13 protein-coding genes and 1 pseudogene are annotated in these 13,166 nt (G+C 72.2%); 6 read left to right on the top strand and 8 right to left on the bottom strand.

Annotation, left to right across the window (positions count from 1 at the left end; genetic code table 11):
• Window positions 1-79 precede the first annotated feature (79 nt).
• Together ACZ7OO_RS37670 and ACZ7OO_RS37665 are read left to right on the top strand one after the other, a co-directional pair.
• Window positions 80-1,489, top strand: a complete 1,410-nt coding sequence (locus ACZ7OO_RS37670; protein WP_471511973.1) for a phytoene desaturase family protein — start codon at window positions 80-82, stop codon at window positions 1,487-1,489.
• Window positions 1,486-1,995: an O-acetyl-ADP-ribose deacetylase gene (locus tag ACZ7OO_RS37665; RefSeq protein WP_471511972.1), complete on the top strand. Its 510-nt coding sequence runs from the start codon at window positions 1,486-1,488 to the stop codon at window positions 1,993-1,995. The genes ACZ7OO_RS37670 and ACZ7OO_RS37665 overlap by 4 nt, the downstream gene beginning before the upstream one ends.
• Here the strand turns inward: ACZ7OO_RS37665 and ACZ7OO_RS37660 are convergent.
• A complete protein-coding gene (locus tag ACZ7OO_RS37660) occupies window positions 1,983-2,315 on the bottom strand; it encodes a LacI family DNA-binding transcriptional regulator (protein WP_471511971.1) in 333 nt (110 codons plus the stop codon). The genes ACZ7OO_RS37665 and ACZ7OO_RS37660 overlap by 13 nt on opposite strands.
• A gap of 32 nt (window positions 2,316-2,347) precedes the next feature.
• A complete protein-coding gene (locus ACZ7OO_RS37655) occupies window positions 2,348-3,265 on the bottom strand; it encodes a LysR family transcriptional regulator (protein WP_471511970.1) in 918 nt (305 codons plus the stop codon).
• A gap of 145 nt (window positions 3,266-3,410) precedes the next feature.
• Here ACZ7OO_RS37655 and ACZ7OO_RS37650 point away from each other — a divergent pair, with 145 nt between their 5' ends.
• From ACZ7OO_RS37650 to ACZ7OO_RS37640, 3 genes are all read left to right on the top strand, one after another.
• A complete protein-coding gene (locus tag ACZ7OO_RS37650; RefSeq protein WP_471511969.1) occupies window positions 3,411-4,304 on the top strand; it encodes an SDR family oxidoreductase in 894 nt (297 codons plus the stop codon).
• 95 nt (window positions 4,305-4,399) lie between these two features.
• A complete protein-coding gene (locus ACZ7OO_RS37645; RefSeq protein ID WP_471512007.1) occupies window positions 4,400-5,878 on the top strand; it encodes an AlkA N-terminal domain-containing protein in 1,479 nt (492 codons plus the stop codon).
• An 11-nt stretch (window positions 5,879-5,889) separates the two neighbouring features.
• Window positions 5,890-6,372 carry a methylated-DNA--[protein]-cysteine S-methyltransferase gene (locus ACZ7OO_RS37640; RefSeq protein ID WP_471511968.1) on the top strand — a complete coding sequence of 161 codons (483 nt, stop codon included), beginning with the start codon at window positions 5,890-5,892 and terminating at the stop codon, window positions 6,370-6,372.
• A 17-nt stretch (window positions 6,373-6,389) separates the two neighbouring features.
• Here ACZ7OO_RS37640 and ACZ7OO_RS37635 read toward each other — a convergent pair whose 3' ends face one another.
• The 3 genes from ACZ7OO_RS37635 to ACZ7OO_RS37625 form a co-directional block, all read right to left on the bottom strand.
• Entirely contained in the window at window positions 6,390-7,118 is a 729-nt protein-coding gene (locus ACZ7OO_RS37635) for an SIR2 family NAD-dependent protein deacylase (RefSeq protein ID WP_471511967.1), read from the bottom strand.
• Between the two features lie 61 nt (window positions 7,119-7,179).
• Window positions 7,180-7,674, bottom strand: a complete 495-nt coding sequence (locus ACZ7OO_RS37630) for an NUDIX domain-containing protein (protein ID WP_471511966.1) — start codon at window positions 7,672-7,674, stop codon at window positions 7,180-7,182.
• The gene (locus ACZ7OO_RS37625) at window positions 7,671-8,774 is read right to left on the bottom strand and encodes an ADP-ribosylglycohydrolase family protein (RefSeq protein ID WP_471511965.1); all 1,104 of its coding nucleotides are present in this window, start codon (window positions 8,772-8,774) and stop codon (window positions 7,671-7,673) included. The genes ACZ7OO_RS37630 and ACZ7OO_RS37625 overlap by 4 nt, the downstream gene beginning before the upstream one ends.
• Window positions 8,775-8,934: 160 nt before the next feature.
• On the opposite strand from ACZ7OO_RS37625, the gene ACZ7OO_RS37620 reads away from it, so the two are divergent.
• Complete coding sequence (locus tag ACZ7OO_RS37620) at window positions 8,935-10,053, top strand: glycerate kinase (protein WP_471512006.1); 1,119 nt, start codon at window positions 8,935-8,937, stop codon at window positions 10,051-10,053.
• 7 nt (window positions 10,054-10,060) lie between these two features.
• Here the strand turns inward: ACZ7OO_RS37620 and ACZ7OO_RS37615 are convergent, their stop codons facing one another.
• The 3 genes and pseudogenes from ACZ7OO_RS37615 to ACZ7OO_RS37605 all read right to left on the bottom strand — a co-directional run bounded on the left by ACZ7OO_RS37615 (window position 10,061) and on the right by ACZ7OO_RS37605 (window position 13,022).
• Entirely contained in the window at window positions 10,061-11,287 is a 1,227-nt protein-coding gene (locus tag ACZ7OO_RS37615) for an alpha/beta fold hydrolase (protein ID WP_471511964.1), read from the bottom strand.
• A gap of 234 nt (window positions 11,288-11,521) precedes the next feature.
• Window positions 11,522-12,379 (bottom strand): annotated as a pseudogene (gene pssA, locus ACZ7OO_RS37610) (CDP-diacylglycerol--serine O-phosphatidyltransferase); the annotation flags it as partial.
• The gene (locus ACZ7OO_RS37605; RefSeq protein WP_189266580.1) at window positions 12,366-13,022 is read right to left on the bottom strand and encodes a phosphatidylserine decarboxylase; all 657 of its coding nucleotides are present in this window, start codon (window positions 13,020-13,022) and stop codon (window positions 12,366-12,368) included. The gene ACZ7OO_RS37605 and the pseudogene pssA, both read right to left, overlap by 14 nt.
• Between the last annotated feature and the right edge of the window lie 144 nt (window positions 13,023-13,166).

Here is a 13,166-nt window from a genome sequence, read left to right as displayed (position 1 = left end):
CGAGGGCGGTGTCAGTCCAGCGGCATATCCTGAACCCGAGTGGCCAATCGGCTGACGAAGGGGTCCGAAGGTGCCGTCGATGCTCGATGCGGTCGTGGTGGGGGCGGGGCCGAACGGCCTGACGGCCGCCGTGGAGCTGGCCCGGCGCGGCTTCTCCGTCGCCGTCTTCGAGGCGCGGGACACCGTGGGCGGCGGCGCCCGCACCGAGGAGCTCACGCTGCCCGGCTTCCGGCACGACCCGTGCTCCTCGGCGCACCCGCTCGGTATCAACTCGCCTGCGTTCCGCGCCCTGCCCCTGGAGCGCTACGGCCTGGAGTGGGTGCACCCCGAGCTGCCGATGGCGCACCCCTTCCCGGACGGCAGCGCGGCCGTGCTGGCCCGTTCCGTGGCCGAGACGGCGGCCTCCTTCGGACCGCGCGACGCGGGCTCCTACCGCCGGCTGGTCGAGCCGTTCCTGCCCAGGTGGGACACTCTGGCCCGGGACTTCATGTCCCTGCCGCTGACCGCGCTGCCCCGCGACCCGGTCACCCTCGCCCGCTTCGGCCTGGTCGGGCTGCCGCCCGCCACCCTGCTGCTGCGCCGCTTCCGCGACGAGCGGGCCAGGACGCTGTTCGCCGGCCTTGTCGCCCATGTCATGGCCCCGCTCAGCGGTCTCGCGACCGGCGCCGTCGGCCTGGTCTTCGCGCTCGCCGCACACGCCCGCGGCTGGCCGCTGGCCCGGGGCGGCTCCCAGGCCATCTCCGACGCCCTCGCCGCGTATCTCAAGGACCTCGGCGGCGCGATCCACACCGACTACGAGGTCAAGCGGCTGGACGACCTGCCGCCCGCGCGGTCGTACATCTTCGACACCTCGCCGACCGCCCTGGCCCGTATCGCCGGCCTCGGCAACTACTACGAGGACTACCGTTACGGCCCGGGCGTCTTCAAGATCGACTACGCGCTGGACGGACCGGTCCCGTGGACGGCCCCGGAGGCCCGCCGCGCCGGGACCGTGCAGATCGGCGCGGACAGCGCGGAGATCGGCACCGCCCTGCGCGCCGCCTCCCGCGAGGGCCGCGCCCCCGACCGGCCGTTCATGATCACCGTGCAGCCCGGTGTCGTGGATCCCTCCCGCGCCCCCGAGGGCAAGCAGGTCTTCTGGGCGTACGCCCATGTGCCCAACGGCTGGACCGGCGACCTCACGGATGTGATGGAGCGTCAACTCGAGCGCTACGCCCCGGGGTTCCGCGACCGCGTGCTGGCCCGTGCCACCGCCGGACCCGCCGAACTCGCCGCCCGCAACGCCAATTACGTCGGCGGCGACATCGGCACCGGCGCGGTCTCCGGGCTGCAGATCCTGCTCCGCCCCAAGCTCTCCCTGTTCCCGTACGGCACCCCGCATCCGGCCGTCTTCATCTGCTCGGCGGCCACCCCGCCCGGCCCGGGCGTACACGGCATGTCGGGGCACAACGCGGCCAAGGCCGTATGGAGGAGGCTGAGACAGTCATGACCCGCATCACGCTCGTCCAGGGCGACATCACCCGGCAGGCCGCCGACGCGATCGTCAACGCGGCCAACTCCTCCCTGCTCGGCGGCGGAGGCGTGGACGGCGCCATCCACCGGCGCGGCGGCCCCGCGATCCTGGAGGAGTGCCGCAAGCTCCGCGCCGGGCACTACGGCAAGGGTCTCCCCACCGGCCAGGCGGTCGCCACCACCGCCGGCGACCTCGACGCCCAGTGGGTCATCCACACCGTCGGCCCCGTCCACTCCAAGAGCGAGGACCGCTCCGAGCTGCTGGCCTCCTGCTACCGAGAGTCCCTGAAGCGCGCCGACGAACTCGGCGCCCGCACGGTCGCGTTCCCCGCCATCTCCACCGGGATCTACGGCTGGCCGATGGACGACGGCGCGCGGATCGCCGTGGCGACCGTCCGGGAGACGGACACGGCCGTCGAGGAGGTCCGGTTCGTGCTCTTCGACGAACGGGCCTACGAGACGTTCGCCGCTCAGCTGACCTGAGAGCGGGCACTCACACCGAGTCCCGCCCGATGATCCGCGCAGGCACCGGCACCAGCCCCGCCGAGTCCAGCCCCAGCGCGGTGCGCGCGGCCGGCCGGCCGTGGGCCTCCGTAGTTGCCCTCCAGGCCCCGGTCCAGGTCGAGGACCACCACCCGGGAACTGCCCTCACGCGGCGCGCGGGCCACCCCGTGCGGGACATAGCCGAGGTCGCGCGCGGCCTGCCGTACCCGGTCGCGGGTGGCGGCCGAGATGGACGGGCGCGGGTCATCGTTCAGTACGAAGCTGACCGTGGCACGCGAGACACCGCTGGCGGCGGCCACGTCGTTCAGCGTGACTCTCCCGGACCCACTCATCACTCAGCCCCGACCGTCGATTCCGGCCGCTCAGTCCAGGCAGTGCCGACCGGGACCAGATGGGCCTCGGCCGCGCGCCGGAACGCCGGGAACAGGGGATGGCGGTCGCCGGCCCGGGTGGCCAGGACGACCTGGAGCGGGTCCGCGTCCACGACAGGCACGACGACGATGTCCGGCCGCAGGTTGCCCCGGAAGCCGGCCGGAGCCAGCGACACCACCTCACCGCTCGCCACCAGCTCCAGCTTGTCCTCCAGCGTGTCCACCAGGGCGCCCAGGTTGGTGTGACCGGGGGGATTCGCGCCCACCCGGTCGGCGCCGGTGAAGCGGGGGAGCGGCTCGTCGGCGAAGTCGGCGAGGGTGACCGACTCCTCGCCCGCCAGCCGGTGGCCGAGCGGGACCAGCAGGACCCGCGGCTCGTCGTACAGAACCGCGATGTCCAGACCGTCGGCGCTGAACAGGAACCGGGTCACCACCACGTCGACCCGGTGGTCGAGCAGCGCGTCCCGCGGTTCGTTCCAGTCCACGTGCAGGGTGCGGATGTCGGCCTCCGGGTGGCGGTGGCGCACCTCCCGTACGGCAGGGGTGACGATCTGGTGGGTGGTGTAACCGACCGTGAACGGGCCGTGCGCGGCGGCCGAGCGCGCGCTCGCGGCGGCCCGGGCGGCACTCCGCAGCAGCTCCCTGGCCTGCGGCAGAAAGGTCTCTCCGGCCTCGGTGAGCCGGGTGCCGCGCGGGGTGCGATCGAGCAGCCGGACCCCCAACTCCCGCTCCAGCCGCCGGATCTGACGGCTCAGCGACGGCTGGGCCAGATGCAGCGCGTCGGCCGCCCGGCCGAAGTGCAACTCCTCGGCGACCACGGTGAAGTAGCGCACCAGGCGCAGCTCCAGGTCCACCGGCGGTACGAAGGAATCGCGCACCCCTCGACTGTACTCCCGCCGTCGTGAGCTGCGGTCATGACCGGACAGGCATCGCCAGGTGCGGAACAGGTCTTGGACCGGGGCCGCGGGCCGGACGCACGCTGGAGTCATCCCAGCACATCCACTCTCCGTGAGGTGATTCGTCATGCGTGTGTTCGTCACCGGCGCCACCGGGTTCATCGGCAGCGCGGTCGTCCGCGAACTGCTCGGCGCCGGGCACCAGGTACTCGGCCTCGCCCGCTCGGACGAGGCCGAGGCGTCCCTGAAGGAGGTGGGGGCGCAGGCGCACCGGGGTGACCTGAACGACGTCGACGGGCTGCGGGTCGCGGCGGAATCGGCGGACGGGGTGGTCCACACGGGCTTCAACCACGACTTCTCCGACATGCAGGGTGCCCTGCGCACCGAACTCGCGGCCCTGGCGGCCTTCGGCGACGCCCTCGCCGACTCCCACCGGCCCCTGGTCATCAGCTCTGTGACAGGGCTGCTCACCCCGGGCCGTCTCGGCATCGAGACGGACGGCCCCGACCCGGCGGCGCCCGGCGCGCACCGCGGTGAGTCGGAGCGAGCCGCCCTCGCCCTGGCCGACCGCGGGGTACGCGTCTCCGCGATCCGGCTCCCGGCCTCCGTGCACGGCACCGGCGACCACGCCTTCGTCCCACACCTGATCGAACTCGCCCGGCAGAAGGGCGCCGCCGCCTGTCCGGGCGACGGCACCAACCGCTGGCCGGCCGTGCACCGCCTGGACGCGGCCGTCCTCTTCCGTAAGGCCCTGGAGACCGCCCCGGCCGGTGCCGTGCTGCACGCGGCCGCCGAGGAGGGCGTACCGCTCCGCGACATCACCTCGGTCATCGGCCGCCGCCTCGGCCTGCCGGTCGTGTCCCTCGCGCCGGAGGAGGCGGCCGCCCACTTCAGCTGGATGATCGGCTTCGTTAGCAACGACAACCCGACGTCGAGCGCCGCGACCCGGGAGCGCTACGAGTGGCGACCCGAGGAGCCGGGGCTGCTGGCCGACCTCGACCAGGACCACTACTTCGACTGAGGGTCATATAGGGCCCTGGAGGTCAGCGCACCTACGTGTCGGATTTCCGCCAGCATCGGCCACAACCGGTGGCCGATGCTGGACCCATGCAGAACATGCAGAAAGGGACGATCCTCGACCGAGAGCACTGTGTGCGGGCCGTGCAGTCGAAGGACGCACGGTTCGACGGCTGGTTCTTCACGGCCGTCCTGACCACCCGCATCTACTGTCGGCCCAGCTGCCCGGTGGTTCCGCCCAAGCCCGAGAACATGACCTTCTACCCGAGCGCGGCCGCCTGCCAGCAGGCCGGCTTCCGGGCCTGCAAGCGCTGCCGCCCCGACACCAGCCCCGGCTCCCCGGAGTGGAACCAGCGCGCCGACCTGGTCGCCCGCGCCATGCGGCTGATCGCCGACGGGGTCGTGGACCGCGACGGCGTGCCCGGTCTCGCCGCCCGCCTCGGCTACAGCCCCCGGCAGGTCGAACGTCAGCTCCTCGCCGAACTCGGCGCCGGCCCGCTGGCCCTCGCCCGGGCCCAGCGCGCCCAGACCGCCCGCCTGCTGATCGAGACGACCCCCCTGCCGATGGCCGAGATCGCCTTCGCGGCCGGCTTCTCCTCGATCCGCACCTTCAACGACACCGTCCGCGAGGTCTTCGCGCTGTCCCCGAGTGACCTGCGCAACCGCCGCCCACGCTCGGCGCATCTCGCCCCGGGCGTACTCACCCTGCGGCTGCCCTTCCGCGCCCCCCTCAACCCCGACAACCTCTTCGGCCACCTCGCGGCCACCGCCGTACCCGGCGTCGAGGAGTGGCGGGACGGCGCCTACCGGCGGACCCTGCGGCTGCCGTACGGCCACGGCATCGTGGCTCTCGCCCCGCAGCCCGATCACATCGCCTGCCGGCTCACTCTCAGCGATCTGCGGGACCTGCCCGTCGCGATCAGCCGCTGCCGGCGAATGCTCGACCTGGACGCCGACCCGGTCGCGGTCGACGACCAGCTGCGCACGGACCCCGTCCTGGCTCCGCTGGTGGACAAGGCGCCCGGCCGCCGGGTGCCCCGCACGGTCGACGAGGCGGAGTTCGCGGTGCGGGCCGTGCTCGGCCAACAGGTCTCCACGGCCGCCGCCCGCACCCACGCGGCCCGCCTGGTGACCGCCCACGGCACTCCGGTGGATGACCCGGAGGGCGGCCTCACCCACCTCTTCCCGTCTCCCGAGGCGCTGGCCGAACTGCCCCCCGAGACCCTGGCGATGCCCCGCACCCGCCGAACCACCTTCACCACCCTGGTCGGCCAACTCGCCGACGGCACTCTGCACCTGGGTGTGGAGAGCGACTGGGCCCAGGCTCGCGCCAAGCTCCTCGAACTCCCCGGCTTCGGCCCCTGGACCGTCGACGTCATCGCCATGCGCGCCCTCGGCGACCCCGACGCCTTCCTCCCCACCGACCTCGGAATCCGCCGCGCCGCCCAGGAGCTGGGCCTGCCCGGCACCCCGGCCGCCCTCACCGCACGCGCGGCCGCCTGGCGCCCTTGGAGGGCCTACGCGGTCCAGTACCTGTGGGCGACCGACAGCCACCCGATCAACTTCCTTCCCGTGTAAGGAACCTTGCCGTGAAGAACCACACCGTCACCGACAGCCCCTACGGCCCCCTCACCCTGGTCGCCGAGGACGGCACGCTCTGCGGCCTCTACATGGAGGCCCAGCGCCACCGTCCGCCCGAGGAGACCTTCGGCGACCGCGACAACACCCTCTTCACCGAGGCCGAGGAACAGCTGACCGCCTACTTCGAGGGCGAGTTGAAGGAGTTCACCCTCGAACTGCGCCTGAACGGCTCCCCGTTCCAGCGCAGCGTCTGGGCCCAGCTGGCGCGGATCCCGTACGGCGAGACCCGCACCTACGGCGAACTCGCCGACGCCCTCGGCAACCCGCAGGCCTCCCGAGCGGTCGGCCTCGCCAACGGGAAGAACCCCATCGGCATCATCGTCCCCTGCCACCGCGTCATCGGCGCGAACGGCAGCCTCACCGGCTACGGCGGCGGCCTGCCCCGCAAGCAGCGCCTGCTGGACTTCGAGCGGGGCGCGGGCCTCTTCTGACCGGCGTCCGACAGGGCTCAGGCGGCTCGCAACTCCATGAGGAGCTTCGGCAGCGCGGTTCCGATGGGTTCGCGGAGGATCTCGTCGGCCCGGTCGTCGTACGGTGTCGGGTCGGCGTTGACGATGACGAGCCGGGCGCCGTGGTCGGCGGCCACTCCGGCGAGCCCGGCGGCGGGCTGGACCTGGAGGCTGCTGCCGACGGCGATGAACACGGTGCACGCCTTGCTGATGGCGAGGGCCTCGCCGAGGACGACGGGGTCGAGCCGTTCACCGAACATCACGGTCGCCGACTTGAGGATGCCTCCGCACTCCAGGCACGGCGGGTCCTCCTCGCCGGCCTCGACGCGGGCGATCGCGTCCGCCATCGGCCCCCGGGCATGGCACTTGGTGCACACCACCTGCCGCGCGGTGCCGTGCAGTTCGAGCACCTTGCGGGTGGGCATCCCGGCGAGCTGGTGCAGTCCGTCCACGTTCTGGGTGATGACCCGCACCGGGATCCCGGACCCGTCCAGCTCGGCGACGGCGCGATGGGCGGCGTTCGGCTCGGCCTTCAGGGTGCGGTTCTTGCGCCGCATCTGCCAGGACCGGCGCCGGATCTCCGGGTCGCCCATGTAGTAGTCGTAGGTCACGAGCTTCTCGGCCTCGGGGTCCCTGCGCCACAGACCGTTCGGGCCGCGGTAGTCGGGGATCCCGGAGTCGGTCGAGATGCCGGCGCCGCTGAGGATGGCGACGAGGGGCTTGGTCATGCGTTCGAGGGTAGGGCGGGGCGGGCGCGGGCGGCGAGCGGATATCGCCCGCCCTCCGGGATCACCCGGCGCGGTCGCCGTTCTCCAGTTCCGCGGTACCCGCGCCCTCGTCCAGTACGTCCAGCGCGGCCCGCACCCGGCGGCCCAGAGCGCCCGGCAGGTACCCGGTGAGTTCGGCGCGCGGGACCAGCCGCCAGGACAGCAGTTCCTCCTCCTGGAGCCGGATCGCCTTGAGGTCGGCGTCGGTGACCACACCGCCGTCGTACAGGTAGGCGACGATCGGCGGCCGGCCCGTGCCGTGCACCCAGTCCACCGCGAGCAGCCGGCCCATCTCCCGGTCGAGGCCGATCTCCTCCAGGGTCTCCCGGCGGGCGCCCTGGCGCGGGGTCTCCCCGTCGTCGGACTCGACGGTTCCGCCCGGCAGCGCCCAGCCCTCCCGGTAGTTGGGCTCGACGAGCAGCACCCGTCCCTCGGCGTCCCGGAAGAGTGCGGCCGCCCCGGCGAGGATCCGGGGGAGGCTCGCGATGTACGCGGCGTAGGTGTCAGTCGTGGTCACTCAGGAAGAGTAACCAGCGCGGGCTCGGTGCTCGTCCGGGCGAGCCGCACGGTGCGCTCCGCCAAGTCGCTGATGCGGGCCCCGTCGAAGCCGAAGACGGCGCTGCGGACCGTGTCCTGAAGGGGGTCCTTCCACTGGTCGGGGATGGCCGCCGCGCCGGTCAGCACCCCGGCCACCGAGCCCGCCGTCGCCCCGTTGGAGTCGGTGTCCAGGCCGCCGCGCACGGTCAGGGTGACGGTCCGGGTGAAGTCGCCGTCGCCGTAGAGCAGCCCGGCGGTGAGCACGGCCACGTTCGGGACGGCGTGGATCCAGCCCAGGCCCGCGGTCTCCTCGGACACGGTGGCGAGGGTGTCCTCCCAGCTCAGCCGGGTCTCGTGCAGGGAGACGACCCGCCGTACGGTCCGTGCGAGACGGCAGCTCGCCGGTACGACGGTGAGCGCGCTGTCGATCGCCTGCCGTACGGTCGGCGCGGTGAACGCCGCCGAGATCAGCGCGGCGGCCCACATCGCGCCGTAGACCCCGTTCCCCGTATGGGAGAGCACGGCGTCCCGGCGGGCCAGGGCGGCGGCGCGGTGCGGGTCGTCCGGGCAGGTCCAGCCGAAGATGTCGGCGCGGATCAGGGCGCCGATCCACTCCTGGTAGGGGTTGTCGTAGGTGGCGGTGAGGGGCGGCTTCAGGCCGTCCGCGAGGTTGCGGTACGCGGCCCGTTCCGCCGTGAAGGTCTGGAGGTACGGCAGCCGCAGCAGCCAAAGCTCGCCGACCTGCTCGGTGCTGAAACCGAAGCCGTGGGTCTCCAGGAGGTCCAGGCCGAGGATCGCGTAGTCGACGTCGTCGTCACGGCAGCTGCCGTGGATCCGGCCGCGCACGCACTGACGCCACTCGGGGCGCAGTGCCAGGGCGTCGCTCTCTTCGGCGGGCTCGGGGAGGTAGTCGGTGAGCGGCAGGGCGGCGGCCCGCCGCAGGTAGCCGTCGATGCGTTCCCGGGTCCACAGGTCGCCCCGCTCGACCGGTTTGCCGAGCATGTTGCCCGCGATCCGGCCGAGCCAGCCGCCGAGCACACGGTCGGCGAGGTCAGGCCCGGCGGTGCCGTGGTTGCTCATGGCTGTGGTCTACCCGTTTTCCCAGGCGGTTCCCAGGCCTTTCCCAGGCTTCGGTCGGGGAATGACGGCGAGGGTGTCCTCCGGTTAAGGTCACAGCGGCGCGACTGGCCTTGATGTGCGTGAGGCCCGGAGAGCAAGGGGATTACAGGTGACACAGCGCGTGCTCATCGCCGCGGACAAGTTCAAGGGCTCGCTGACGGCCGTGCAGGTCGCCGAGCGGGTCACGGCGGGGCTCAGGCGGGTCGTGCCCGGCCTCGACGTCGAGGCGCTGCCCGTCGCGGACGGCGGGGACGGCACGGTGGCCGCGGCGGTCGCGGCCGGGTTCGACCGGCACGAGCGGGAGGTCGCCGGGCCGCTGGGCCAGGAGGTCACCGCCGCGTTCGCGCTGCGCGGCGACACCGCGGTCGTGGAGATGGCCGAGGCGAGTGGGCTGCAGCGGCTGCCCCGCGGGGTCTTCGCGCCCCTGACGGCTTCCACCTACGGCTCCGGAGAGCTGCTGCGGGCCGCGCTCGACGCGGGTGCGCGCACGATCGTCTTCGGTGTCGGGGGGAGCGCCACGACCGACGGCGGCGCCGGGATGCTGTCGGCCCTCGGGGCGCGGTTCCTGGACGAGGACGGCGGACCGGTACCGCCGGGCGGGGGCGGCCTCGCGGACCTGGCCCGCGCGGACCTGTCCGGGCTGGACCCGCGCCTGGCCTCCGTCGACCTGATCCTCGCCAGCGACGTCGACAACCCGCTCACCGGCCCGAAGGGCGCGCCCGCGGTCTACGGCCCGCAGAAGGGGGCCTCGCCGGACGACGTGGCCGCCCTGGACGAGGCGCTCGGCCACTTCGCGAAGGCCCTGGAGGCCGAGGTCGGCCCGCGCGCCGTCGAGTACGCGGCCGCGCCGGGTGCCGGGGCCGCCGGGGGCATCGGGTACGGGGCCCTGCTGCTCGGCGCCCGCTTCCGGCCCGGCATCGAGGTCATGCTCGACGTCCTGGGTTTCGCGCCCGCGCTGGAGCGGGCGTCGCTCGTCATCACCGGCGAGGGCTCGCTGGACGAGCAGACCCTGCACGGGAAGGCCCCGGCGGGGGTGGCGGCCGCGGCGCGCGCCGCCGACAAGGAGGTCGTGGCGGTGTGCGGCCGCCTCGCCCTGCCGCCGGAGGCGATCGGCCGGGCCGGGATCCGCCGCGCCTACCCGCTGACCGAGGTGGAACCGGACGTGGTGAAGTGCATCGCGGACGCCGGGCCGATCCTGGAGCGGGTCGCCGAGCAGATCGCGCGGGACTTTCTCTGCTGAGGGCGGCCTAGACCGGCGTCAGGACGCCCGTCGAGTCACGGTAGTAGCTGCCACTCGTGAGGCCCCACACCTTGTGCTTGTTGTGCAGCCACTGGAACGCGATGTCGTGCACGACCTCGGCGGGGCGCTCCCACACCACGGAGTGTCCCGCACCCTCCAGCTGGAACATCAGCTTCTCCGGTCCCCCGACGGCCGCGTAGAGGGCCGGCACGGAGAAGCGCAGGGGCGGGGGGACGGGGATGTTCGGCGGGGTGTTGGCCGTCTTGTCCAGTTCCCCGTAGACGATGGCGAGGGGAACCCGGTCACCGAGGATGTAGTTGCCCGACGTGTCCTGATAGGGCACCGTCTCGTTGGACCAGCCCCAGAAATAGGAGTTCCGGAACCGGTGGATGCCCTCGTACACGCCGGGTGACAGTTTCCGGCCCCATTTGCTGCCGACGGGGTCGTTCTCCATCATGGCGGCCCATGCCCTGTCCTCCATACCGGGCTCCCGTTGGGGTGGGGTGCCCTGCTCGCGGTCCCATGCCTGCACGAAGCTCTTCTTGTCGTTCACGAACATGGGGAAGCCGTAGAGGGCGGGCGGGTCGGAGACCGGCAGTGGGGTGTTCGGCGGAATGGCGAAGGGGTTCGCGGGGTCGCCCGACCACCGTCCCGCCGGAGGGAAGACGGGGGCGAGCAGGAACAGGCTCTTGACGACCTCGGGGTGCTGGAGGGTGAACGGCCCCATGGACGGTGCGGCGGCGGACCAGCCGATGAAGTCCAGGGGCTTGTTCCTCCCGGGCAGCGCCCTGATGAAGTCGACCACGGTGGCCAGCTCCGCGCATTCGCTGTCGGTGTTGCCCAGCTGGTGCGGGTACAGAGGCGGGCCGGTGTACGGGACCGGCAGCGGATCGGGCGACAGGACGCCGCGCTGCGCCGGGTTGGCGTTGCGGGGCTCGTCCATCTTCGGGCGGGGCGACCGGCCGTTTCCCTGCAGGTCCATCAGGAAGACGTCGAAGTGGTGCCTGGCCAGGTCCTGCGCCCAGTTGTAGTCGATGGCGGAGCCGGGGACGGTCAGGTCGTACCCGGCGAGAACCGGCACGCTCCTGCCGTGGAGCATCAGCACCACCTCGTGCGGCTGGTTGCCCTTGGTGCCGTCGTACTCCCGGACGAAGAGGTTCACGGTGTCGCCCTCGTTCGCCGGCAGCTTCGAGACGTGCGGGACCGAGTAGTCCTTGTGAGTGGGTGCGGTCATGGCTGTCCTCCGATCCGTAAGACGGGGGCAATCCCCTTCCCCGAATAGGGACAAATCCCCGTAAAGTTAAGCCCAATTCCACCGTCCTCCGCGGCCTCGCCCTCTGCAACTCGGCATCTGCCAGGGGTGGTTGACCCGTCAAAGGCCAACGCCGTACGCCCTTGAACGCGAAACGGGTGTGGGCCGAGCCTGCGAGGCTCGGGCCACACCCGGTTCTCGTTTTGACGGAAGGCGAGGCAGATGTTTCTCCCCTTCCCCTCTCCCGTTGTCGCGGAAGTTGTTCACCCGGCGGGCCGTGGCGAACAGCGGGATCACCGCACCCGTCACCAGCTGCAGCGCGCAGCCGGTCTGAAGCAGCAGCTGGCCGCCCGGGGCGTCGAACGCCCAGGCCGCCAGGAGGCCCACGCCGAGCACGATCCAGGACAGCATCGCGACCGCGAGGCGGCCACGCGGCTTCGGGTACTCGACCCGGCTCACCATCAGCCACGCCGTGCCGAGGATCGCGAGCAGCGTCGCGAAGAACGGCAGCTCCAGGAGCACGATCGAGACGACCGTGAGGGCGCCGAACGGCGACGGCATGCCCTGGAACATGCCGTTCGGCGGCGACACGCACGAGAAGCGCGCGAGTCTCAGCACCACGGCCAGCAGCACCACGACCGCTCCGACCGCGGCCACCTTCTGGTACGCGTCGTCCGCCACCATGCCGTAGACGAGGACGAAGTACGCCGGGGCGAGGCCGAAGCTGATCAGGTCGGAGAGGTTGTCCAGCTCGGCGCCCATGGGGGAGGAGCGCAGCTTGCGCGCCACCAGGCCGTCGAACAGGTCGAAGATCGCAGCGCAGAGCATCAGGATGACCGCGGTCGCGGCGCTGTGGCGTGCCATGCCCGCCGACTGGTCGTCCCCGGTGAGGTGCGGGATCAGGATGCCGGTGGTGGTGAAGTACACCGCCATGAAGCCGCACGTCGCGTTGCCGAGCGTGAGGGTGTCCGCTATCGAGAGGCGGAGAGAGAGCGGCATCTCCTCCTCGTCCTCGCCGATCTCGTCGGCCTCGGGCACCCAGCCCGCCTGGGTCTCAGGATCAATCACGGTCAATGCGAGTCACCCCAGCCACGGTCTTCTGGCCGACCTCGACCGCGACCTCCACGCCCTCCGGCAGGTAGATGTCGACGCGCGAGCCGAAGCGGATCAGCCCGATGCGGTCGCCCTGCTCGACCTTCGTGCCCTGAGGGACGTAGGGGACGATACGGCGGGCCACCGCGCCGGCGATCTGGATCATCTCGATGTCGCCGAGTTCGGTGTCGAAATGCCAGACTACGCGCTCGTTGTTCTCGCTCTCCTTGTTGAAGGCGGGAACGAAGCCACCGGGGATGTGTTCCACCGACGTCACCTGGCCCGAGAGGGGCGCGCGGTTGACGTGGACGTTGAGCGGGCTCATGAAGATGGCGACGCGGGTGCGGCCGTCCTTCCAGGGCATGATGCTCTGCACCACACCGTCGGCGGGGGAGATGACACGGCCCTGGGCGATCTCACGCTCGGGGTCGCGGAAGAACCACAGCATTCCCGCCGCGAGTGCGGTGGCGGGCACGGCGACGGCCTTGGCTGCGCCGGAGCGGCGGGCGCGAAGCAGGCTGACGGCTGCGGTGGCGACGGTCGGGAGAAGCCACGGCGATGCTCCGCGCGCGAGGCGTACGCCGGCCAGGCTGTCTCGATGTGCAGAGGTTTGGCTGTGGGGCATGGATGACCTTCGTAGCGGATGATGCCGCGCGGGAAACGGGGACGGCGGCTTTCCGGGATCGTACCGGTCGGGGGCCACAACTGGGCAAGCCAGGAAGACGAGTCGGCGGCTGAAGACCGTTGACGGGGTGTGATCTTCTTCTCG

The sequence above is a fragment of the Streptomyces sp. NPDC111744 genome, from assembly GCF_055634995.1.
The sequence above is the reverse complement of the archived record's forward strand: the minus strand, read 5'-3'. Positions and strand labels throughout refer to the sequence as shown.

Excerpts from the sequence above, each read along its gene's own strand:
- ACZ7OO_RS37670 (WP_471511973.1), top strand. The coding sequence starts at position 80 with ATGCTCGATGCGGTCGTGGTGGGGGCGGGGCCGAACGGCCTGACGGCC.
- ACZ7OO_RS37665 (WP_471511972.1), top strand. The coding sequence starts at position 1,486 with ATGACCCGCATCACGCTCGTCCAGGGCGACATCACCCGGCAGGCCGCC.
- ACZ7OO_RS37650 (WP_471511969.1), top strand. The coding sequence starts at position 3,411 with ATGCGTGTGTTCGTCACCGGCGCCACCGGGTTCATCGGCAGCGCGGTC.
- ACZ7OO_RS37645 (WP_471512007.1), top strand. The coding sequence starts at position 4,400 with ATGCAGAAAGGGACGATCCTCGACCGAGAGCACTGTGTGCGGGCCGTG.
- ACZ7OO_RS37635 (WP_471511967.1), bottom strand. The coding sequence starts at position 7,118 with ATGACCAAGCCCCTCGTCGCCATCCTCAGCGGCGCCGGCATCTCGACC.
- ACZ7OO_RS37625 (WP_471511965.1), bottom strand. The coding sequence starts at position 8,774 with ATGAGCAACCACGGCACCGCCGGGCCTGACCTCGCCGACCGTGTGCTC.
- ACZ7OO_RS37615 (WP_471511964.1), bottom strand. The coding sequence starts at position 11,287 with ATGACCGCACCCACTCACAAGGACTACTCGGTCCCGCACGTCTCGAAG.
- ACZ7OO_RS37605 (WP_189266580.1), bottom strand. The coding sequence starts at position 13,022 with ATGCCCCACAGCCAAACCTCTGCACATCGAGACAGCCTGGCCGGCGTA.